Genomic DNA, 20,738 nt, shown 5'->3' on the forward strand with positions numbered 1-20,738 from the left:
CAAGGACGGCGCCCAGTTCATCGAACAGGCGAATCAGGTCAGTCAGGTCTCGCGACTGATGCTGCAAGCGATGAACGAAGCGCGGGTGCGTCTGGATCAGAGCCGCAAGGGCGATGCCGACAATGCCGCTCAAGGCAACATCGAGCAGGCCGCGCAAGCGCAGGAGCAGGCTGAAGCGTTGAAAAGCACGGTCAAGGACGAGGGCTATCTGACGGTGCTCAACGAAGTGTCGGGGCATATCGCCGGATTCAACGAGAAACTGGCTGAATACACCGGTTTGCTGGCGCAAGAAAAGACGGTTTATGACCAACTGCATCAGCGTGCTGCGCAGGTGGTGGACCGCGTCAATCGGGCCTACGTCGCCGAAGATGCTTCGATGCAGGCGGAGCTGAAAAAGAACACGGTGTTGATCTTTGGCTCTTCGGCGCTGGCCTTGTTGGTCGGATTACTTGCCGCGTGGGTGATCACGCGCCTGATCGTGGCGCCGCTGCGCAGTGTGATTCGCGTGGCGCAGCAGATTGCTGCGGGTGATCTGACGGCGAAGGTCGAGGTGACGCGCCGCGATGAAATGGGGCAGCTGATGTTGGCGATGCAGCAGATGGCTGCCGGCCTCGGCACGATTGTCAGTGGCTTGCAGGCCGGGATCGAGCGCTTGGCCGGTTCCGCGCAATCGCTGTCGGCGGTGACCGAGCAGACCAATCTGGAGGTCAACAGCCAGAAGGAGGAAACCGAGCAGGTCGCCACCGCCATGAACCAGATGACCGCCACGGTACATGACGTCGCGCGCAATGCCGAAGAGGCGGCGCTGGCGGCGCAGACGGCGGATGACAAGGTCGAGAGCGGCCAGCAGGTGGTGCGCCAAAGCATGGCGCGGATCGAGCAGTTGGCGGATTCAGCGACCTCGGCCAGTTCCAGCATCGAGAGCCTCAGCGCCGAGATTCAGAATATCGGCACGGTGCTGGAGGTGATCAAGAGCGTGGCCGAGCAGACCAATCTGTTGGCGCTGAACGCGGCGATCGAAGCAGCGCGGGCTGGCGAGCAGGGCAGGGGATTCGCGGTGGTGGCCGATGAGGTGCGTGCGCTGGCGCGGCGTACGCAGCAATCGACCGAGGAGATCGAGCGCCTGGTCAGTGCCCTGCGCGCGGCGGCGCAGTCGTCGGTGCAGCAGATCCGCAGCAGTGGCGAGCTGGTGAAGCTGGCGGTCAGTGATGCGTTGCAGACCGAAAGTGCGCTGGGGAGTATTGCGGCGGCGGTGTCGTTGATCCAGCAGATGAATCAGCAGATCGCGGCGGCGGCGGAGGAGCAGAGTTCGGTGGCGGAGGAGATCAATCGCAGTGTTACGCAGATTCGTGCGAGCGCGGATCACTCTTCCGTGGCGATGCGCGGGAATGCGGCTTCGAGTGTTGAGCTGGCGCAGTTGGGCGGGGAGTTGCGCTCGATGGTTGGGCATTTTCGGCTTTGAGTCTTGGCAGCCTTTGGGCCGATCAGCCTTTTGGGGTTTGGATGAATATCCGCTTTTGCTGTTCTGTGGGAGCTGGCTTGCCAGCGAAGGCGGCCTGACAGCCGACCGATTTTTACCTGAGAACACTACTTCCCAATGTGGGAGCGAGCCTGCTCGCGAAAGCGATCTTCAATTCACACCCTCTTTCAATTCGCCCACAAAAAAGCCACCAATAACGGTGGCTTCTCTTCCAGCATTCCCGCCTCAGTCGTAAATCACTTTCTTCTTCCAGTCCGCATCGGCTTCGACATCCTTCAAACCGGCAGTCAGTTGGTTTTCTTCACCTTCCACCGGGGCGATCTTGTCCATGACCTGGGCGTTGGCTCGGGCGAGGAGTTTTTCCAGATATTGCAGTTGCTCGGCATACATCTGCGGGTCCTGCTGTTTGCGCAGATATTGCACGCCGCGTTCGAAGGCGAGGCGGGCCTGGCCGGGTTGGTTTTGTTGCAGGGACTGTTGGCCGAGGTTGTTGAAGAATTCGATGTGCAGCAGCACGAGGATGTGGCGCACCTCGCGGATCCATTGTTTGGCTTCGTTCGGAGGCAGGAAACCGTCATGGGCGGCTCGGGTGATCTGGCCATGCAGGGCTTCGAGGAGGAAGCGCACGTCTTTGGCTTTGGCTTCGGTCAGGATCGGCGCGGGCGGGTTGTTCACCGGGATCGATTCGCCTTGGGCAACGAGGGCGCTGAGTTCGGTGATGCGGGCCTTGGTCGTCGCGCTGGTTTTTTCCAGATTGAGCAGGCGCTGGCAGACGTTGAGTTCCAGGCGGGTCAGCAGTAGCTTGAGCGCCGGGGTCATGAACTGGCCGGGGAAGGTTTCGGTCAGTTCGCCGCAGCGGCGCAGGCGGTCGTTGAGTTCGACTTTGGTGCGGGCCTTCTCCAGTTTGTTGTTTTCCACCACATGGTTCATGTAGCCAATGGCGATCAGAATTGCGATCCCGGCTACGACTAGCAGGGTGATCATGAGTGGTGTCACCGGTAAGACCTCTTTATAGGGTTCGCATGCGAGTGTAGTGGCTGGGCATTTAGGCGCCTAGCGCCGCTCAACGGGTTTGATCGGCTGCTGCAATCTGTATCGGCCGCCAGCTGTATAGATGAATGCTGGCGCTTGATGTGCAGATTGCCATCACTGTGCGGTGACTATAACGTCTTGGCGAGTGGCGGAATATAGGCGTCAGGTTTCGGACGACGGAAAAGCCCTACGCGGCGCGTAATCCAGGTCGAAGTCATTGATTTAAATAAATTTATATCAGGGGGTTGACGACCCCTCAATCCATCCATAGAATGCGCGCCACTTGCAGCGTAAAGCACACAGCGAAACGCGGCAGGGAGTGAATGTTGTAGCGTGTCCCCTTCGTCTAGTGGCCTAGGACACCGCCCTTTCACGGCGGTAACAGGGGTTCGAGTCCCCTAGGGGACGCCAATGCGGGAATAGCTCAGTTGGTAGAGCACGACCTTGCCAAGGTCGGGGTCGCGAGTTCGAGTCTCGTTTCCCGCTCCAATTTTAAACAGCAGTGCTTTCGGGCGGTGCTGAGTGAAACCAGAACCAAGTCTTCGGATGCGGATCTGGACACCGAAACACACACCATGTGTTCCGGGTAGCGTGTCCCCTTCGTCTAGTGGCCTAGGACACCGCCCTTTCACGGCGGTAACAGGGGTTCGAGTCCCCTAGGGGACGCCATTTGCGGGAATAGCTCAGTTGGTAGAGCACGACCTTGCCAAGGTCGGGGTCGCGAGTTCGAGTCTCGTTTCCCGCTCCAATTTCACAAAAACGCCGATCAGTGATGATCGGCGTTTTTGTTTGTGCGCGTTTTGTGGCGGCAATAAAAAAGGACCTTTTCACAGGTCCTTTTTTTATTTTGCGCCCGGTCATCAATGATCGGGCTCAGGCAGAGCTTTACAGCTTCGGCAACTGCCCGACACGCCCCATCATTTCCGTGACGATCTGCAGATCCAGCAGGAACTGGTCGACGGTCTTGAATTCGCCATCGGTGTGGCCGGTGTATTTGGCTTCAGGTCGCGCCAGGCCGAATTGCACGCCGTTCGGCAATTCGTGAACCGACGTCGCGCCGGCGGAAGTACCGAATTCCGACTTCATGCCGAGGTTTTCGCTGGCTACGGCAAGCAGCGCCTTGACCCACTCACCCTCGGGGTTGCGATACATCGGTTCAGCCACCGAGTAATCGAACGCCACGGCAACATGAGTCTTCTTGCTCCAGGCATCCAGTTTCTCAGCGATCTCAGCCTTGAGCTTTTCCGGAGACTTGCCCTTCGGTACGCGCAGATTCACCGCCAGTTTGAAGGTCTTGTCATCCTCACCGACGTAGGTCAGCGAGGTGGTCAGTGGCCCCATGAACGAGTCGGAGAAACCGACGCCGAGTTTTTTGCCCAGATAATCCAGGCCCCAGTTGTCATCGGCATAACGCGCGGCATCGGTGAACTGGTTGTGCTTGAGCGCGACTTTGCCGTCCAGGCTGTTGATGAAACTCAGCATTCGCGCGACCGGGTTGACGCCGGACTCTGGTTCGGAGGAGTGCGCAGAAACCCCCGTCACGGTCAGTTTGACGTCTTTGCCATCAACCTTCGTAGCGACTTCGAAGTCGCCGCCGTTGGCTTTGGCATAGGCATCGCCGGCCTTTTGCAGACTGGCGGCGAGCTCGGCAGGCTTGTCGGTTACCAGGGTGACCACCGAAGCGGACGGAATCTGGTTGGTCGCCTTGCCGCCAGTCATCGAAACGATTTCCGCACCGTTGCCTTCGCCTTTGCGCTTGGCAAAGTTGGCCATGACGGTGCCGTAACCTTTTTCGGCGATCACTACCGGATAACCGCCGTCCAGCGCCATGTTGTAGTTCGGCGTCGGGTTGCGCTCGAAGTAATAGGGAATGGCGTCGCCGCTGGTTTCTTCGGTGGTGTCGACCAGCAGCTTGAAGTTACGCGCCAGTGGCAGTTTCTCGTCCTTGATCACTTTCATGGCGTACAGCGCCACGACAATGGCGTTCTTGTCATCCTCGGTACCACGACCGTACATGCGATCGCCAATCAGCGTGACTTTGAACGGGTCGAGTTTGGTGCCATCTTTCAGCACCCAGTTTTCCGGCGTCACCGGCACCACATCGGCGTGCGCGTGAATACCGACGACTTCGTCGCCTTTGCCGTCCAGAGAAATTTCGTAGACACGGTTATCGACATTGCGGAACTTCAAACCGAAGGATTCGGCGAGTTTCTGGATCTCGCCGGCAATCTTGATGAATTCCGGATTGTCGTGTTGCTCCACGCCGTCCTTGCGGAAGGTCGGGATCTCGACGAGTTGGCGCAGGGTTTCCAGCGCGGCCTTGCCATATTTCACGCGGGTATAAATGCCCAGCAAGCGATGAATTTCATTCTGCTGGTCGGCGTTCAGGGTCTTGTTGTCGAGGAAGGCGCTGATGGACGGGGTGAGCTTATCCGACTTGGCCAGGTCGCTTTTCGCCAGGCTGCCAAGGAAGCTGCGGAAGTCCGTCAGGTTCTTGCCGTCGAGGGATTTCAGAATCGCTGCACTTTGCTCGGCAGTGATGTTGGCTTGTGCGGCACTGGTAAACGCGGTGAGGCTGGCCATGACCAGAGTGGCGGCGGCCAGTTTTTTCAGGGAAAAGACCATGGAACAGGCATTCCTTTGCAAAGGATTGGGAAAGTATTTCTGACGCTTGTGACAGAAACATTTTGTAAACCTAACACTGCGAGCGCTGGGAAAGGGAGTCGCAAACTTGATCTGTCGCACAGAAATGCAAAAGAGGCGCACAAATGAAAAAGTCCCGGCAGCTGATGCCGGGACTTTTTTTGTGTGAGTTACATCGACAGCATCAGGCGTCCGGCAAACAGAATCAGGATGACGCCCATGCTGCGCTCGAACCAGTGTCCAAGGCGCATGAACAGCAGGCGCACTTTGTTGCTGGAGAAAAACAGCGCGACGATCACAAACCACAGCGCGTTGACGAAGCACATCCACAAGCCATAGAACGCCTGGATCTGCAGCGGTGTGCTGGCGCTGATGATCGTGGTGAAGATCGCCAGGAAGAACAGCGTGGCCTTGGGGTTGGTCGCATTGGTCAGAAAACCGGTGCTGAAGGCTTTGAACAGCGACTGTTCGACCAGCGGCTCGTCAGCGTTTTTTTCGCCTTCGACGCTGCTTTTCGGTTTGCTGCGGATCAGGCTGACGCCCAGATAAAGGATGTAGGCACCGCCGACAACCTTGGCGACGGTGAGCAGCCACGGCGTGGTGTGCATCAAGGCGCCGACGCCAAGCAAGGTATACAGCACATGCACGGAAATCCCCGCGCCGATGCCCAGCGCGGTGCAGATGCCGACGAGCCGACCGAAGCGCACGCTTTGGCGGATGGTCACGGCGAAGTCCGGGCCGGGTGCAACCACGGCGAGAAAGTGGATGGTGGCCAATGCGAGAAACTCGCCCAGGTAATTGGAAAGCATGTCAGCTCCAGAAAGTCAGAGGGGAGGCATTGCCGCGATAGCCGACAAAGAACGACAGGCTCAAACGCGGATCGGCCACGCCCGGAGTCACCGAGTGCATGCGCCGCGAATTGAACATGATGAAATCGCCGGGCTGCGGTCGTACTTCGAGGGCGGGCGGCCCCAGCAGCGACGGCTCGATGCCATAACTGTCGCCGCGCATTTCGTCGAATTGATCCGGGGTGATGTGGTCGTTCCACATCTGCAAGGCGCCACCCTCGGTGGGCATGTTCAGGTAGACGTTGCAGGCAAATTGCGCCTCGAGGCTGCGCGCCTGAAAACTGTCCGGGGCGTCCTTGGCGAAGATGTCGTGATGAGCAAGAAAGCACACGCCGGGTTTGACCACGCGCGACAAGCCGACATACATCTTGCGCCCGTAGAGATTTTCCAGATGCGCGCCAGCGGGCCAGGACTCGTCGAGCATGCAGCGCAACGTGTCGATCGGCGAAGAGTAGGGCGCGCAGCGCTGGCGCAGTTCGGCGATGTTGCGGGTGGCGCGTTCGAAGTAATCCTCGATCAGCAGCGGCTGGTTTTCCGCCTCGTAAAAGGCCATGCCGATGCGGCCGATGCTCGGTGCGTTGATGTAGCCTTCAAAGCCCGGGGCGAGGATCTTGTCGCCGATCTCGATCGCCAGCGGCTCGGGCAGAAAGCGTTTGACGCGGATGGCGAGGACTTCTTCGTTGGCCAGTTTTTTTATGCACGTCTCATCGAGACGCTCGACGTCTAGCATCATTTGTTTTAGGTCCATCTATCGATAGTCAACGGAACCGGCGAGTGCGGTTCCCCGGCGTCGGACGCTGCGCGATGGCAACGTCCGAAATGCTCAATCCACGCTGTAGTGGACGGACAGCGTGCCTTTCTTCTGCGAAAGCGACGCGATCGTGACTGTGCCCAAATCCTTCAGGCTGCGTACGTGGGTGCCACCGCAGCCATAGGCTGGCAGTTCACCGAAACTGATTTCCCGCGCGCCCTCGCGCAGTGAAGTCAGACGCGGCAGATCGTGTTCGATCCACTGCTCGATGCCGGTTTGCACGGTTGGCGCATCGACTTCTTCTGCGCCATCGCCCGGCTTAAATTGCACCCGGCCTTCGTCCGGCCAGTGGTGCGCCTTGATCGGCATCCAGCCCATGGCCTGAATGAAATGACCGATCAGGTGCCCGGCCGAGTGCATGCGTGTGTTGAAGCGGCGGCGTTCTTCGTCGATGCGGATGACGGTCATGCCCAGCGGCAGCGGGCGGTCGACGAAATGCACAATGCGCTCAGGTTCCTGCACCACGCGCGACACCCGGCTTTCACCGATCCAGCCGGTGTCGCAAGGCTGACCGCCGCCCTGGGGGTGAAACAGGGTAGCGCGCAGCACTACGGCGAATTCGTTCTCGTGGGGTGTGCAGTCGAGGACTTCGACATTCGCCTTGAGGTCGTCACTGTGAAAAAACAGGCGAAGCGTCATATTCCATGCCCTGATCGAAGTTCTGTTTTTATTATATGAATCGTGCAATAACGTGATAATCCGTTCGAACATCAAAGGACTTGTGCGTCGTGAGCATCAATCTTCCGCTGCCGCTGCTGGGTGAAATGGCGATTTTCGTCAAGGTTGTCGAGACCGGCAGCTTCTCTGAAGCGGCGCGGCAGATGGGTTCCTCACCCTCGGCGGTCAGTCGCAGTATTTCCCGATTGGAAAAGGCGTTGGCCACGCGCTTGCTGCAACGCACCACGCGCAAACTGCGCTTGAGCGATGGCGGTGAGGAGGTGTTCAAGCGTTGCCAGGAAATGGTCAGCGCGGCCAGGTCGGTGATGGAAATCAGCGGCCAGTTCACCCACGAAGCCGAAGGTCTGGTGCGGGTCAGCGTGCCGAAAGCGGTGGGGCGCTTTGTGATTCATCCGCACATGCCGGAGTTTCTGCGCCGCTATCCCAAGGTCGACGTCGAGTTGCTGCTGGAAGATCGTCAGGTCGATCTGATCGATGATCATGTCGATCTGGCGATTCGCATCACTGACCGTCCACCGGCCGGTCTGGTCGGGCGGCAGTTGCTGACCATCGATCATTTGCTTTGCGCCACGCCGCAATACCTGGCCGAACATGGCACGCCGACGCATCCTCACGATTTGCTCAACCACAGTTGTATTTATCTGGGCGAAACACCGAGCGATGCGCGCTGGAAGTTCAAGAAGGGCAGCAAGGCGGTGACGGTCGGTGTGCGTGGGCGCTATGCCGCCAATCACACGGGCGTGCGCTTGGGGGCGGTATTGCAGCACATCGGCATTGGCAGTCTGCCGTATTTCACGGCGCGTTACGCGTTGGAGCAGAAGTTGATTGTGCAGGTGTTGCCGGACTGGACGTTTCTTGCCTCTTATCATGGTGGGTTGTGGCTGCTGCATTCGCCGACGCGGTATCTGCCGCCGAAGTTGCGGGTGTTTATTGATTATCTGGTGGAGTGTTTGCAGAAGGAGCCGACGTTGGGTAGGCCCGGGAAATCTGCCGGTGGGAGCAATGCGGCTGTGGCGTATGAGCTGCCGGAGAGTGAGGGGTTGCTTTGAGGTTTTTTTTGGGGGGGGGGGCTTGGCGGCCTTTGGGCCGACCATGCTCTGGTGGTTTGGGTGAATATCCGTTTCTGCGGGTGTTGCGGATTACGGTTCCGCCCTTACGGCGGGTCACCTTTTTCAAACGCCAAAAAGGTAACCCAAAAGGCTTGCTCCTGCGTTCGGCCCTCGCAGGCTCGGGTTCCTTCGCTGCGGGATCGATCCCGGCGCAGCGGCTACGGTTTGCTTCGCTGCACCTACACTCGCTGTGTACGACTGCGTCGTACGGTCGCTGCGCTCCCACGCCCGGATCAATCCCTCCGCTCAGCCTTCCGACGTCGCCTGTGAATCAAGATCAAAAGCGGTACTCGAGCTTGCGCTCATTGTTTTGAGTGGTGAGGGGCGGGTGGTGTCTGGCTGTTTTTGTGGTGAATTTTCCCCTCACCCCAGCCCTCTCCCCGAGGAGAGGGAGCTGATTTGTGTGCTTTTCAAATCCTGAGTTCAACTCGGACTTTCACATCGACGTAACTCGCCCAAACACCTCGGTCAGTCCACTCTTCCTCCGTGAGAGGGCTAGGGTGAGGGGCTTTTGATCTTGAAAAAAAGGCCCGCATGGAATCACCAGTGCGGGCCTTTCGATTACCTGTCGAATATCAATGCTTGCTGTCCTGCGCAGACATGGCCAGCAGTTGTTTTTCCTGGTTCCAGTCGAACGGTTCGTCGTTCTGTTCGGCTTCGTAGCGGCGTTCTTCGAGGGCCTGGTAGAGGTCGATTTCTTCGTCGGAGAGGTAGTGCAGGCAGTCGCCGGCGAAGAACCACAGCAGGTCGCGCGGGATCAGGTGGGCGATTTGCGGGTAGCGGCTGATGACTTGAGTGAGGATGTCCTGGCCCAGGTATTGGCTTTCGATAGGGTCGATCGGCAGGGAGGCCAGCAGTTCGTCGAAGCGCTCGAGGAACAGGGCATGGCTTTCTTCGGGCACTTGTTCGGCCTCACCTACGGCGACCAGGATACTGCGCAGGTGGTCGAGCAACACGAGATGATCGGCAACGACGTTGGACACGAGATAAGTCCTCAAGAGCAAAACGGGCGCGGGAGTATAAAGCCCTCGCGCCGTTTTTTCACATAAACCGGGATCAGCGGACTTTGCCCGCTGCCTGGGTCAGTTCCTCTTTGGCGAAATCATCGACGTCGATCACCTTGCGGCGGGCCGCTTCGGCGTCGCGCAGGCTTTGCGCTTCGACGGCCTGCAGCACGCCGGCTTCCAGCGCGGCATCGATAGCGTGTTCGCCGGCTGCCGGTTTGACCTGGCCGCTCTTCAGTGCGGTGTGCAGTTTCTTGTGCAGCGGTTGCGCGGCATTGAGCAGGTCGCTGGCGTGTTGCAGCGCGCCCACGGCATCGTCCGCCGATTGCGGGCGGTAGCAGCCGGCGAGCAGTTCTTCCAGTGCCGGATCGCCCTTGGCGCGACCGATGACCGCAGCGACTTCGGCGCCGAGTTTGTCCGATGGGCCTTTGTGACGGCGACCGAACGGGAAGACGATGACCCGCAGCAGGCAGCCGAAGACTTTGTTCGGGAAGTTGCTCAGCAGTTCATCCAGCGCACGCTCCGACTGGCCGAGGCTTTCTTCCATGGCCCAGCGGAACAGCGGCTCCATGTACGCCGGCGAATCCAGGTCGTGATAGCGCTTGAGCGCGGCGGAGGCCAGATACAGGTTGCTCAGTACATCGCCGAGGCGCGCCGACAGGCGTTCGCGGCGTTTCAATTCGCCGCCCAGGAGCATCATGCTGAAGTCGGCGAGCATGGCGAATGCGGCGGCCTGACGGTTCAGCGCGCGGAAGTAGCCCTGACTGATCCTGTCGCCCGGCGCATGTTCGAAGTGACCAAGACCTAGGTTCAGCACCAGTGTGCTGGCGGCATTGCTGACGGCAAAACCGATGTGCTTGAGCAACAGGCCGTCGAATTCCTTGAGCGCCTGATCCTTGTCCTCGCGACCGGCCAGGGCCATTTCCTTGAGTACGAACGGATGGCAGCGGATCGCGCCCTGACCGAAGATCATCAGGTTGCGCGACAGGATGTTCGCGCCTTCGACGGTGATGAAGATCGGCGCGCCGTTCCAGCTGCGGCCCAGGTAGTTGTTCGGCCCCATGATGATCGCTTTACCACCATGCACATCCATGGCGTGGCTGATGCATTCGCGGCCGCGTTCGGTGAGGTGGTATTTGAGGATCGCCGACAGCACCGAAGGTTTTTCACCGAGGTCCACCGCGTTGGCGGTGAGCATGCGGGCGGCGTCCATCATCCACGCGTTACCGCCGATGCGCGCCATGGCTTCCTGGATGCCTTCGAAAGCGGACAGCGGTACATTGAACTGCTCGCGAATCTGCGCGTACTGGCCGGTGACCAGACTGGTGAACTTGGCCGCGCCGGTGCCCACGGCTGGCAGCGAGATCGAACGCCCGACGGACAGGCAGTTCATCAGCATCATCCAGCCCTTGCCGAGCATTTCCTGACCACCGATGAGGTAGTCCAGAGGAATGAACACGTCCTTGCCGGAGTTCGGGCCGTTCATGAACGCGGCGCCCAGCGGCAGGTGCCGACGACCGATTTCCACACCTGCGGTATCGGTCGGGATCAGCGCCAGACTGATGCCGAGGTCTTCCTCTTCACCGAGCAGATGATCCGGGTCATAAGCCTTGAATGCCAGGCCAAGCAGGGTCGCAACCGGGCCGAGGGTGATGTAGCGCTTTTCCCAATTCAGGCGCAGGCCGATGACTTCCTCACCTTGCCACTGGCCTTTGCAGATGATCCCGGTGTCGGGCATCGCGCCGGCATCGGAACCGGCCAGCGGGCCGGTGAGGGCGAAGCACGGAATATCGTCGCCACGGGCCAGTCGCGGCAGGTAGTGATTACGTTGTTCGTCGGTGCCGTAATGCAGCAATAGTTCGGCAGGGCCGAGGGAGTTCGGGACCATCACGGTGGAGGCGAGGTCGCCACTGCGTGTCGCCAGTTTCATTGCCACTTGTGAGTGAGCGTAGGCCGAGAAGCCTTTGCCGCCGTATTCCTTGGGAATGATCAGGGCGAAAAAGCCATGTTCCTTGATGTGCGTCCAGGCCTCGGGCGGCAGGTCCATGGACTGGCCGATCTGCCAGTCGCTGACCATCGCGCAGAGTTCTTCGGTCGGGCCATCGATGAAAGCCTGTTCTTCTTCAGTCAGTTGCACCTTGGGATAGGACAGCAGTTTGTCCCAGTCCGGACGGCCGCTGAACAGCTCGCCGTCCCACCACACGGTGCCGGCATCGATCGCGTCGCGTTCGGTCTGCGACATGGGCGGCAGGGTTTTCTGGAACCAGTTGAACAGCGGCGCGGTGAAGTGCTTGCGGCGCAGGTCAGGCAGCAACAATGGCGCGGCGACCACCGCCAACAGGACCCAGAAGACAAACAGCAGCCAGCCCGGCGCGTGACTGAAAATCCCCATGGCGACCAGATAGGCCGCAACGATGCCCAACGCGGGCAGCGGGGCGATGCGTCGATGGGCGAGATACGCCACGCCGACGATCAAAACCAGTATCCACAACAACAGCATATTCAGTCCTCCGTGAACCAAAGCAAATCGACCCTCCAGAGCTTAGACGGCATCTGCAAACAAGGGTGGTCAGAGCATGGTGATTGAAATCGTGGGAAACCCCGGATGGTTTTCGTAGGTTCGGTGGGCAACACGTGTGGGAAATCGTTCGTTGCTGCGCAGCTTTGCTTTCAGGTTTGGCCGAAACGTCGTTATCTCTGTGCTCAGGCTGTCGCTAGACTCGTGACTCATCCAGGAGATTGCCGCCATGCACGAGTATCTGAGCCCCGGCCGCTTCATCGATAGTGACCACCCGGCGGTGGTGGAGTTCGCCGAGCAGCATCGCGGCGCCAGTAATGATCCGCGCGAGCAGGCGGTCAGTCTGTATTACGCCGTGCGCGAGGCGGTGCGCTACAACCCCTACACCTTCAGTCGTGATCCGCAAACTTTGTGTGGCAGTTATGCACTGGCGGCGGGGGAGAGTTATTGCGTGCCGAAAGCCACGCTGCTCGCCGGTTGTGCGCGGCATTGCGGGATTCCGGCGCGCATCGGTCTGGCCGATGTGCGCAATCATTTGTCGACGCCACGTCTGCTCGAGTTGCTGAAAAGCGATGTGTTTGCCATGCATGGCTACACCGAGCTGTTTCTCGACGGCCGCTGGGTCAAGGCGACGCCGGCGTTCAACCAGCAACTGTGCGAGCTGTTCAATGTCGCAGCGCTGGAATTCGACGGGGTCAACGATAGCGTTTTCCACCCGTTCAACCGTGACGGCGCGCAGTTGATGGAGTATCTGCTCGATCACGGCCAGTTCACCGACGTGCCGGAAACCTTCTTCTTCGAGCACCTGCAAAAGTGCTATCCGCATCTGTTCAGTGAGCAACTGCCGGTGCTGTTGGGCGACATGCAGGCCGATTTGAGTCGCACCTGATCCGGCGTATGCTGGCCGTCCACTCACTTGCAAAGAGGCGGTCATGCTGAAGATCTGGGGACGGAAAAATTCATCGAACGTCAGAAAGCCCTTATGGGCTGCCGAAGAGCTGGGCCTGGCGTACGAGGCCATCGATGCCGGCGGCGCGTTCGGTGTGGTCGACACGCCCGAGTACCGCGCGATGAACCCGAATGGCCGGGTGCCGGTGATCGAGGATGACGGTTTCGTGCTGTGGGAATCCAACGCCATCGTGCGCTATCTGCTGGCCAAACACGCCCCGGACAGCGCCTGGTATCCGGCGGATGCGCAAGCCCGCGCCGCAGCGGACAAGTGGATGGACTGGACCACTTCCAGTTTCGCCGGGCCGTTTCGCACGGTGTTCTGGGGTGTGCTGCGTACGCCTGCCGAGAAGCAGGACTGGAAGGCGATCAACGCGGCGATCAAGGAATGCGATGAATTGCTGAACATGGCCGACCATGCCTTGATCAGCCAGCCTTATCTCTCCGGCAATGACATCGGCATGGGCGACATCCCGCTGGGCAGCTTCATTTATGCCTGGTTCGAAATGCCCATCGAGCGCGCGCCGCAACCGCATCTGCAAGCCTGGTATGAACGCTTGAAACAGCGTCCGGCCTATCAGAAAGCGGTCATGACCGCGTTGACTTGATAATTACTATCGACACACTTGACTGTACTTGTGCGGCGGCGGCAAGCACCATTGCGAACTTGCGCTGCGGTTGTTTCCCTCGCCGCCCGCCCTTATTTACTTCTTTCCTTCCTTCTTGGTGCGTAAATCCGATATGAGTTCCGCTCTGTCCATCCGGCAGCTAACCAAAACCTACGGCAACGGGTTCCAGGCCTTGAGTGGTATCGATCTGGACGTCGCCGAAGGTGACTTTTTCGCCTTGCTCGGCCCCAACGGCGCCGGCAAATCCACCACCATCGGCATCCTCTCGACCCTGGTCAACAAGACCAGCGGCACCGTGAATATTTTCGGCAATGACCTGGACAAGAACCCGGCGGCGCTCAAGCGCTCGATCGGCGTGGTGCCGCAGGAATTCAACTTCAACCAGTTCGAAAAGACCTTCGACATCGTCGTGACCCAGGCCGGTTACTACGGCATTCCGGCGAAAGTCGCCAAGGAACGCGCCGAGCAGTACCTGACCCAGCTCGGCCTGTGGGACAAGCGCGATGTGCCTTCGCGTTCGCTGTCCGGCGGCATGAAACGGCGTCTGATGATTGCCCGTGCGCTGGTGCATGAACCGCGCCTGCTGATCCTCGATGAGCCGACTGCGGGCGTCGATATCGAACTGCGCCGTTCGATGTGGACCTTCCTCACCGAGCTGAACCAGAAAGGCATCACCATCATTTTGACCACGCATTATCTGGAAGAGGCCGAGCAGCTGTGCCGCAATATCGGCATCATCGACCACGGCACCATCGTCGAAAACACCAGCATGAAACAGTTGCTGGGCCAGTTGCATGTGGAGACCTTTTTGCTTGACCTGAAGAACGACTTGAGCGCGGCGCCGCAATTGCTCGGCTACCCGGCCCGATTGCTCGACGGCCATACCCTGGAAGTGCAGGTCGACAAATCCATGGGCATCACGGCGTTGTTCACCCAGCTGGCGCAGCAGAACATCGAAGTGCTGAGCCTGCGTAACAAAACCAATCGCCTCGAGGAGTTGTTCGTGTCCCTGGTGGAGAAAAATCTGTCGAAGGTGGCGGTATGAGTTCCGAGTTCGGTCCCAACCTCGTTGCCCTGCAAACCATCGTCTACCGCGAGGTCAAACGCTTCATGCGGATCTGGCCGCAGACGTTGCTGCCGCCGGCGATCACCATGGTTCTGTACTTCGTGATTTTCGGCAACCTGATCGGCCGGCAGATCGGCGACATGGGTGGCTTCACCTACATGGAGTACATCGTGCCGGGGCTGATCATGATGTCGGTGATCACCAACTCCTACGGCAACGTGGTCTCGAGCTTCTTCGGCAGCAAGTTCCAGCGCTCGATCGAAGAGCTGATGGTTTCGCCGGTGTCACCGCACACGATCCTGATCGGCTTCACCATTGGTGGGGTATTGCGCGGTCTGGCGGTGGGTCTGATCGTGACGATCCTGTCGCTGTTCTTCACCCATCTGCAGGTGCATCACCTCGGCGTGACCATCCTGGTGGTGGTACTGACCGCGACGATCTTTTCGCTGCTGGGCTTTATCAACGCGGTGTTTGCGCGCAACTTCGATGATATATCGATCATTCCGACCTTTGTGCTGACCCCGCTGACTTACCTGGGCGGCGTGTTCTACTCGATCACTTTGCTGCCACCGTTCTGGCAGACCGTGTCGCTGGCCAACCCGGTGCTGCACATGGTCAACGCCTTCCGCTACGGCATCCTTGGCGTCTCGGATATCCGTATCGGCATCGCCATCACCTTCATGCTGGTGGCGACCGTGGTGCTGTATCTCGGCTGTGCGCGGTTGCTGGTGAGCGGGCGCGGGATGCGTACCTGATCCGACCGCGTCGCTTTCTTCGCGAGCAGGCTCGCTCCCACATTGGAATGATGTTCTCTGTGGAGCGAGCCTGCTCGCGAAGGGGCCAGCCCAGACACAACAAAAAACGGCCTCCCATCGCGGAGGCCGTTTTGCATTCATTTCTGCCGGCTTTTCTTGCGCCGCCGCCATTGCCGGGCCACCCACCAGCGCCAGTACAGCATCACCAGAAAGTAGGCGAGGACGCCCAGCACCAGACCGACGACCACCGAGCCGAGCAGGAACGGCTGCCACAGCGTCGACAGCTCACCGCTGATCCATTCCCAGGTCAGCTCGTCCGGCAGATGCCGCGCTGGCACATCCATCAGGAACGCCCCGGCCTGGTAGGTGCAGAAAAACACCGCCGGCATGGTGATCGGATTGGTCAGCCAGACCAGACTCACCGCGATCGGCATATTGCCGCGCACCATCACCGCCAATGCCGCCGCCACCAGCATCTGTGCCGGGATCGGCAGGAATGCCGCAAACAGGCCGACCGCCATAGCCCGGGCGACCGAGTGGCGGTTGAGATGCCAGAGGTTCGGGTCATGCAGCAACGTGCCGAGAAAGCGTAAGGACTTGTGTTCCCTGATGCTCGTCGGGTCGGGCATGTAACGTTTGAATAAGCGCCGGGGCATAAGGCTTCTCGGTCGGTTAAGGCGGCAAGTATGTCTGGATTCTACGAACCGCCCATTCAGACTTTGTGACAATTGTTGACGACGGTGGTGCCGCAGACCCGCTATGCCTAAGGAGGGGACTCTCAAGGACGGGCATATGCGCACAGGGATGATGGCGCTGGCAGTCGGTCTGCTGGCCCCGGTTTTATTGCCGGCCTTGCCGCCGGTCGGCTTGCTGGCAGTGCTGCCAGTGGCGGCGCTGATGCTGCTGCCGTTTCGCAGCTATCCATTGGCTTTTTTGCTGTTTGGTTTCACGTGGGCTTGTTTCAGTGCGCAGTGGGCGCTGACTGACCGCTTGCCACCGAGTCTGGACGGCGAAACCCGTTGGCTGGAAGGGCGTGTGGTCGGCTTGCCGCAGCACAGCGATGGCGTGGTGCGTTTCGAGCTGGCTGATGCGCGTTCACGCCACGAAAAATTGCCATCGCTGCTGCGCCTGGCCTGGTACGCCGGGCCGCCGGTCAACAGCGGCGAACGCTGGCGACTGGCGGTGAAGTTGAAGCGCCCGAGTGGCTTGCTCAACCCGGACGCCTTCGATTACGAGGCCTGGCTGCTGGCGCAACGGATCGGGGCAACCGGCACGATCAAGGATGGCCAGCGCTTGGCTGAGGCCCGCCATGCATGGCGCGACGGCGTTCGCCAACGCCTGCTGGCGGTGGATGCGCAAGGACGCGAGGGCGCGCTGGCGGCGCTGGTGCTTGGCGACGGTTCAGGCCTCAGTCGCGAGGATTGGCAGGTGCTGCAAGACACCGGCACCGTGCATTTGCTGGTGATCTCCGGCCAGCACATCGGTTTGCTGGCGGCGGTGATGTATCTGCTGGTCGCCGGGCTGGCGCGTTTCGGAATCTGGCCGGTGCGCTGGCCGTGGCTGCCGTGGGCCTGTGGTCTGGCGTTCGCGGCAGCGCTGGGTTACGGCTTGCTCGCCGGTTTCGATGTGCCGGTGCAGCGCGCCTGCGTGATGGTGGCGCTGGTGCTGCTGTGGCGCTTGCGTTTTCGTCATCTCGGCGCGTGGTGGCCGTTGCTGCTGGCATTCAATGGCGTGCTGCTGCTTGATCCGCTGGCCAGTTTGCGTCCGGGTTTCTGGCTGTCCTTCGCGGCGGTGGCAGTGTTGATCTTCACCTTCGGCGGTCGGCTGGGGGCCTGGCGGTGGTGGCAGACCTGGACCCGCGCGCAGTGGCTGATCGCGATCGGCTTGTGTCCGGTGTTGCTGGCGCTGAGCTTGCCCATCAGCGTCAGCGGGCCTGTAGCCAATCTGCTGGCCGTTCCGTGGGTCAGCCTCGTGGTGCTGCCGCCGGCATTGCTCGGCACGCTATTGCTGCCCGTGCCTTATGTTGGCGAAGGGCTGTTGTGGCTGGCCGGTGGTTTGATCGACTGGCTGTTTATCGGGCTGGCGCTGATTGCCGGGCAATGGCCGGCGTGGATACCTGCCGCCATTCCATTTTGGGTGTTGGTCCTGGGCAGCCTTGGCGCGATTTTATTGCTGTTGCCCCGAGGCGTGCCAATGCGTCCGTTGGGCTGGCCGCTGCTGTTGCTCTTGGCACTGCCGCCTCAAGAGCGAATAGAGGAAGGGCGAGCCGATGTCTGGCAAATCGACGTCGGCCAAGGCTTGGCGATTTTTGTGCGCACGCGACATCACGCATTGCTCTATGACGCCGGCCCGCGTTTCGGCGAGTTCGATCTCGGCGAGCGGGTGGTGCTGCCAGCGTTACGTAAACTCAATGTGCAAGCGCTCGATTTGATGCTGCTCAGCCATGCCGACGCCGATCACGCTGGCGGCGCCCGGGCGGTCATGCGTGGCTTCAACGTGCACCGAGTGGTCAGCGGCGATCCGCCAAACCTGCCGCCGGAGCTGAACGCCGAAGCCTGCGCGAGTGGCGAACGGTGGCAGTGGGACGGCGTGCAGTTCCAGCTCTGGCAATGGTCGGCAGCCGATGACAGTAACCAGCGTTCCTGTGTGTTGCAGATCGAGGCCAACGGCGAACGCCTGCTGCTCACCGGCGACATCGACACTCATGCCGAGCGCGTCCTGCTCGACAGCCCACTGGCCGTGCCGACTCAGTGGCTGCAATCGCCCCATCACGGCAGTCGCAGTTCATCATCGATGGCCCTGCTCAAAACCTTGCAGCCCGAAGCGGTGCTGATCTCCCGTGGCCACGGCAACTCCTTCGGTCATCCGCATCCAACCGTACTGGCGCGCTACCGCAAGCAAGGCCTGCGCATCTACGACAGCGCCGAGCACGGTGCCATTCATCTGCAACTGGGCAGCTTCAAACCGCCGTGGACGATGCGTCAACAGCGGCGTTTCTGGCGCGATCCACCGATGGCTGGCCGTTGATCGGTGCCAGCATGAGTGCCACCTCACGGTCGTCGGGGCGGCGACTCTTAATCGCGGATCGGTATGGTAAAGTGGCGCACTTTTTCGAGGGGACTGTCACTGTGTGGGAATTGGTCAAATCCGGCGGCTGGATGATGTTGCCGATCATTCTGAGTTCCATCGCGGCCATGGCGATTGTTGCCGAGCGCCTGTGGACACTGCGCGCCAGTCGCGTCACCCCCGAGCATCTGCTGGGTCAGGTCTGGGTCTGGATCAAGGACAAGCAGTTCAACAAGGAAAAACTCAAGGAATTGCGCGCCAATTCGCCGCTGGGGGAAATTCTCGCCGCAGGCCTGGCCAATTCCAAGCATGGTCGCGAGATCATGAAAGAGTGCATCGAAGAGGCCGCCGCGCGGGTCATTCATGAACTCGAACGCTACATCAACGCACTCGGCACCATCGCCGCCATGGCGCCGCTGCTCGGCCTGCTCGGCACCGTGTTGGGCATGATCGACATTTTCAGTGCCTTCACCGGCTCCGGCATGACTACCAATGCTTCGGTACTGGCCGGCGGTATTTCCAAAGCGCTGATCACGACCGCAGCGGGCCTGATGGTCGGGATTCCAGCGGTGTTCTTCCACCGGTTTTTGCAGCGCCGCATCGACGAGCTGGTGGTCGGTATGGAGCAGGAAGCGATCAAACTGGTGGAAGTAGTGCAGGGCGACCGTGATGTCGATCTGGCCGAGGGCAAAGCGTGAAATTCCGTCGCAAGCCCCGGGAAACCGTGGACATCAACCTCGCGTCGCTGATCGACGTGGTGTTTATCCTGCTGCTGTTTTTCGTGGTGACTACCACTTTCACTCGGGAAACCCAGTTGCGCGTGGATCTGCCGGAAGCGGTCAGCGGTTCGCCTGCCGAAGATCAGCAGGTCAAACAGCTGGACGTCGCGATCAGTGCCGAAGGCGTGTTCTCGGTGAACAACAAGATTCTGCCGAAGAATGATCTGGCGACGCTGATGGAAGCCATGCAGAAAGAATCCAACGGCGACACCAATATGCCGCTGTCGATCAGTGCCGATGGCAAGGCCCAGCATCAATCGGTGATCACCGCCATGGACGCGGCCGGCAAGCTCGGTTTCAGCCATCTGCGCATGACCACGGTCGAGGCGGCGCCGAAATCCTGATGAGCCTGTCCGATCGCCTGCTCGCCGCGTGGTATCAGGGGCATCCGGCCCTGACGCTGCTGCGGCCACTGGAAATGCTGTATCGCCGCGTGGTGATCAACAAGCGTCAGCGCTTTCTCGACGGCGAAGGTGAAATCTACCAATCGCCGGTTCCGTTGATCGTGGTCGGCAATATCACCGTTGGCGGTACCGGCAAGACGCCGATGATTCTCTGGCTGATCGAACATTGCCGACGCCGTGGACTGCGCGTCGGCGTGGTCAGTCGCGGTTACGGCGCCAAACCGCCGCAACTGCCGTGGCGGGTTGAGGCCGAGCACAGTGCCGAGATTGCCGGTGACGAGCCGCTGCTGATTGTCCAGCGCACCGGCGTGCCGCTGATGATCGACCCTGATCGCAGCGCCGCCGTCAAAGCCTTGATCGCCAGTGAGCCACTGGACCTGATTCTGTCTGACGACGGCATGCAGCATTATCGCCTCGCGCGGGATCTGGAACTGGTGCTGATCGATGCCGCACGGGGCCTGGGCAACCAGCGCTGTCTGCCGGCCGGGCCGTTGCGGGAGCCGGTCGAGCGCCTGCAAAGCGTCGATGGCGTGCTGTTCAACGGTGCCCTTGATGATCGCGACGATGGTTTCGCCTTTCGCCTGCAACCCACCGCGCTGGTCAACCTGCGCAGCGGCGAACGTCAGTCGCTCGAGCATTTTCCGCCCGGGCAAGCGCTGCATGCGGTGGCCGGGATCGGCAACCCGCAACGTTTCTTCAATACCCTCGAAGCGCTAGACTGGCGGCCGATCGCCCATGCATTTGCCGACCACGCCGAGTACAGCGTGCAGGCGTTGAATTTCATCCCGTCATTGCCGTTGGTGATGACCGAAAAGGACGCGGTGAAGTGCCGTGCCTTTGCTGCTGCCGACTGGTGGTATCTGGCGGTCGATGCCGTGCCGTCGCCAGCCTTCGTGGCCTGGTTCGACACTCAGATGATGCGCCTGTTGCCGGATCGTCTGCTGCCTTAACTGTTTTTATTTCTGGGA

General features: G+C 60.2%; 18 protein-coding genes, 4 tRNA genes and 1 pseudogene. 15 read left to right on the top strand and 8 right to left on the bottom strand.

Features of this window, described 5'->3' with window-relative positions; translation table 11 throughout:
* Positions 1 to 376 precede the first annotated feature (376 nt).
* Positions 377 to 601 (top strand): annotated as a pseudogene (locus tag AAEZ10_RS27915) (HAMP domain-containing protein); the annotation flags it as partial.
* Positions 599 to 1,462: a methyl-accepting chemotaxis protein gene (locus tag AAEZ10_RS27920; RefSeq protein ID WP_371699606.1), complete on the top strand. Its 864-nt coding sequence runs from the start codon at positions 599 to 601 to the stop codon at positions 1,460 to 1,462. The pseudogene AAEZ10_RS27915 and the gene AAEZ10_RS27920, both read left to right, overlap by 3 nt.
* A gap of 243 nt (positions 1,463 to 1,705) precedes the next feature.
* On the opposite strand, the gene AAEZ10_RS09905 is transcribed toward AAEZ10_RS27920, so the two are convergent.
* Entirely contained in the window at positions 1,706 to 2,464 is a 759-nt protein-coding gene (locus tag AAEZ10_RS09905) for a hypothetical protein (protein WP_039764159.1), read from the bottom strand.
* A gap of 383 nt (positions 2,465 to 2,847) precedes the next feature.
* On the opposite strand from AAEZ10_RS09905, the gene AAEZ10_RS09910 reads away from it, so the two are divergent.
* The 4 genes from AAEZ10_RS09910 to AAEZ10_RS09925 all read left to right on the top strand — a co-directional run bounded on the left by AAEZ10_RS09910 (position 2,848) and on the right by AAEZ10_RS09925 (position 3,260).
* Positions 2,848 to 2,923: transfer RNA gene (locus AAEZ10_RS09910), tRNA-Glu, on the top strand.
* Positions 2,924 to 2,925: 2 nt separating this feature from the next.
* Positions 2,926 to 3,001: transfer RNA gene (locus AAEZ10_RS09915), tRNA-Gly, on the top strand.
* A gap of 104 nt (positions 3,002 to 3,105) precedes the next feature.
* Positions 3,106 to 3,181 (top strand) — tRNA-Glu (locus tag AAEZ10_RS09920).
* 3 nt (positions 3,182 to 3,184) lie between these two features.
* A tRNA-Gly gene (locus AAEZ10_RS09925) sits at positions 3,185 to 3,260 on the top strand.
* Between the two features lie 137 nt (positions 3,261 to 3,397).
* Here the strand turns inward: AAEZ10_RS09925 and AAEZ10_RS09930 are convergent.
* The 4 genes from AAEZ10_RS09930 to AAEZ10_RS09945 all read right to left on the bottom strand — a co-directional run bounded on the left by AAEZ10_RS09930 (position 3,398) and on the right by AAEZ10_RS09945 (position 7,453).
* Complete coding sequence (locus AAEZ10_RS09930; protein ID WP_350569017.1) at positions 3,398 to 5,137, bottom strand: dipeptidase; 1,740 nt, start codon at positions 5,135 to 5,137, stop codon at positions 3,398 to 3,400.
* A 188-nt stretch (positions 5,138 to 5,325) separates the two neighbouring features.
* On the bottom strand, positions 5,326 to 5,964 hold the full coding sequence (locus AAEZ10_RS09935) for a LysE family translocator (RefSeq protein WP_042610677.1): 639 nt from the start codon (positions 5,962 to 5,964) through the stop codon (positions 5,326 to 5,328).
* A 1-nt stretch (position 5,965) separates the two neighbouring features.
* Entirely contained in the window at positions 5,966 to 6,736 is a 771-nt protein-coding gene (locus AAEZ10_RS09940) for a 2OG-Fe(II) oxygenase (protein ID WP_076563824.1), read from the bottom strand.
* Positions 6,737 to 6,826: 90 nt separating this feature from the next.
* A complete protein-coding gene (locus AAEZ10_RS09945; protein WP_041479464.1) occupies positions 6,827 to 7,453 on the bottom strand; it encodes a serine-tRNA(Ala) deacylase AlaX in 627 nt (208 codons plus the stop codon).
* An 89-nt stretch (positions 7,454 to 7,542) separates the two neighbouring features.
* Here AAEZ10_RS09945 and AAEZ10_RS09950 point away from each other — a divergent pair, with 89 nt between their 5' ends.
* Entirely contained in the window at positions 7,543 to 8,541 is a 999-nt protein-coding gene (locus AAEZ10_RS09950) for a LysR family transcriptional regulator (RefSeq protein WP_024013940.1), read from the top strand.
* 635 nt (positions 8,542 to 9,176) lie between these two features.
* On the opposite strand, the gene AAEZ10_RS09955 is transcribed toward AAEZ10_RS09950, so the two are convergent.
* Together AAEZ10_RS09955 and AAEZ10_RS09960 are read right to left on the bottom strand one after the other, a co-directional pair.
* The gene (locus AAEZ10_RS09955; RefSeq protein ID WP_039760212.1) at positions 9,177 to 9,584 is read right to left on the bottom strand and encodes a PA2817 family protein; all 408 of its coding nucleotides are present in this window, start codon (positions 9,582 to 9,584) and stop codon (positions 9,177 to 9,179) included.
* A 73-nt stretch (positions 9,585 to 9,657) separates the two neighbouring features.
* On the bottom strand, positions 9,658 to 12,105 hold the full coding sequence (locus tag AAEZ10_RS09960; protein WP_339101162.1) for an acyl-CoA dehydrogenase: 2,448 nt from the start codon (positions 12,103 to 12,105) through the stop codon (positions 9,658 to 9,660).
* 247 nt (positions 12,106 to 12,352) lie between these two features.
* Between AAEZ10_RS09960 and AAEZ10_RS09965 the strand changes: the two genes are divergently transcribed.
* The 4 genes from AAEZ10_RS09965 to AAEZ10_RS09980 all read left to right on the top strand — a co-directional run bounded on the left by AAEZ10_RS09965 (position 12,353) and on the right by AAEZ10_RS09980 (position 15,521).
* A complete protein-coding gene (locus tag AAEZ10_RS09965) occupies positions 12,353 to 13,012 on the top strand; it encodes a transglutaminase-like domain-containing protein (RefSeq protein ID WP_110645984.1) in 660 nt (219 codons plus the stop codon).
* Positions 13,013 to 13,055: 43 nt separating this feature from the next.
* Positions 13,056 to 13,679, top strand: a complete 624-nt coding sequence (locus AAEZ10_RS09970; protein ID WP_024013937.1) for a glutathione S-transferase family protein — start codon at positions 13,056 to 13,058, stop codon at positions 13,677 to 13,679.
* A 133-nt stretch (positions 13,680 to 13,812) separates the two neighbouring features.
* The gene (locus AAEZ10_RS09975; protein ID WP_016771010.1) at positions 13,813 to 14,745 is read left to right on the top strand and encodes an ABC transporter ATP-binding protein; all 933 of its coding nucleotides are present in this window, start codon (positions 13,813 to 13,815) and stop codon (positions 14,743 to 14,745) included.
* Positions 14,742 to 15,521, top strand: a complete 780-nt coding sequence (locus tag AAEZ10_RS09980) for an ABC transporter permease (RefSeq protein ID WP_056788203.1) — start codon at positions 14,742 to 14,744, stop codon at positions 15,519 to 15,521. Before AAEZ10_RS09975 ends, AAEZ10_RS09980 begins: the two co-directional genes overlap by 4 nt.
* Before the next feature lie 137 nt (positions 15,522 to 15,658).
* Here AAEZ10_RS09980 and AAEZ10_RS09985 read toward each other — a convergent pair whose 3' ends face one another.
* A complete protein-coding gene (locus AAEZ10_RS09985) occupies positions 15,659 to 16,177 on the bottom strand; it encodes a DUF2062 domain-containing protein (protein WP_016770668.1) in 519 nt (172 codons plus the stop codon).
* 136 nt (positions 16,178 to 16,313) lie between these two features.
* Between AAEZ10_RS09985 and AAEZ10_RS09990 the strand changes: the two genes are divergently transcribed.
* The 4 genes from AAEZ10_RS09990 (at position 16,314) to lpxK (ending at position 20,720) form a co-directional block, all read left to right on the top strand.
* Positions 16,314 to 18,548 (top strand): DNA internalization-related competence protein ComEC/Rec2, encoded by a 2,235-nt coding sequence (locus AAEZ10_RS09990; protein ID WP_350569023.1) that lies wholly within the window; start codon positions 16,314 to 16,316, stop codon positions 18,546 to 18,548.
* 101 nt (positions 18,549 to 18,649) lie between these two features.
* A complete protein-coding gene (pocA, locus tag AAEZ10_RS09995; protein ID WP_350569025.1) occupies positions 18,650 to 19,285 on the top strand; it encodes a flagellar polar localization protein PocA in 636 nt (211 codons plus the stop codon).
* Positions 19,282 to 19,710, top strand: coding sequence for a flagellar polar localization protein PocB (gene pocB / locus AAEZ10_RS10000; protein WP_016771006.1), 429 nt, complete (start codon positions 19,282 to 19,284; stop codon positions 19,708 to 19,710). The genes pocA and pocB overlap by 4 nt, the downstream gene beginning before the upstream one ends.
* The gene (lpxK, locus tag AAEZ10_RS10005; protein WP_122751512.1) at positions 19,710 to 20,720 is read left to right on the top strand and encodes a tetraacyldisaccharide 4'-kinase; all 1,011 of its coding nucleotides are present in this window, start codon (positions 19,710 to 19,712) and stop codon (positions 20,718 to 20,720) included. The genes pocB and lpxK overlap by 1 nt, the downstream gene beginning before the upstream one ends.
* The last annotated feature ends 18 nt before the right edge of the window (positions 20,721 to 20,738 follow it).

It is taken from the genome of Pseudomonas sp. H26/SER47-MNA-CIBAN-0231, from assembly GCF_040310465.1.
GTDB classification, from domain to species: domain Bacteria; phylum Pseudomonadota; class Gammaproteobacteria; order Pseudomonadales; family Pseudomonadaceae; genus Aquipseudomonas; species Aquipseudomonas atacamensis.

Bases quoted from the DNA above. Each gene is read 5' to 3' on its own strand.
- AAEZ10_RS27920 (WP_371699606.1), top strand. From the start codon at position 599: ATGGCTGCCGGCCTCGGCACGATTGTCAGTGGCTTGCAGGCCGGGATC.
- AAEZ10_RS09905 (WP_039764159.1), bottom strand. From the start codon at position 2,464: ATGATCACCCTGCTAGTCGTAGCCGGGATCGCAATTCTGATCGCCATT.
- AAEZ10_RS09930 (WP_350569017.1), bottom strand. From the start codon at position 5,137: ATGGTCTTTTCCCTGAAAAAACTGGCCGCCGCCACTCTGGTCATGGCC.
- AAEZ10_RS09935 (WP_042610677.1), bottom strand. From the start codon at position 5,964: ATGCTTTCCAATTACCTGGGCGAGTTTCTCGCATTGGCCACCATCCAC.
- AAEZ10_RS09940 (WP_076563824.1), bottom strand. From the start codon at position 6,736: ATGATGCTAGACGTCGAGCGTCTCGATGAGACGTGCATAAAAAAACTG.
- AAEZ10_RS09945 (WP_041479464.1), bottom strand. From the start codon at position 7,453: ATGACGCTTCGCCTGTTTTTTCACAGTGACGACCTCAAGGCGAATGTC.
- AAEZ10_RS09960 (WP_339101162.1), bottom strand. From the start codon at position 12,105: ATGCTGTTGTTGTGGATACTGGTTTTGATCGTCGGCGTGGCGTATCTC.
- AAEZ10_RS09965 (WP_110645984.1), top strand. From the start codon at position 12,353: ATGCACGAGTATCTGAGCCCCGGCCGCTTCATCGATAGTGACCACCCG.
- AAEZ10_RS09970 (WP_024013937.1), top strand. From the start codon at position 13,056: ATGCTGAAGATCTGGGGACGGAAAAATTCATCGAACGTCAGAAAGCCC.
- AAEZ10_RS09975 (WP_016771010.1), top strand. From the start codon at position 13,813: ATGAGTTCCGCTCTGTCCATCCGGCAGCTAACCAAAACCTACGGCAAC.
- AAEZ10_RS09980 (WP_056788203.1), top strand. From the start codon at position 14,742: ATGAGTTCCGAGTTCGGTCCCAACCTCGTTGCCCTGCAAACCATCGTC.
- AAEZ10_RS09985 (WP_016770668.1), bottom strand. From the start codon at position 16,177: ATGCCCCGGCGCTTATTCAAACGTTACATGCCCGACCCGACGAGCATC.
- AAEZ10_RS09990 (WP_350569023.1), top strand. From the start codon at position 16,314: ATGCGCACAGGGATGATGGCGCTGGCAGTCGGTCTGCTGGCCCCGGTT.
- lpxK (WP_122751512.1), top strand. From the start codon at position 19,710: ATGAGCCTGTCCGATCGCCTGCTCGCCGCGTGGTATCAGGGGCATCCG.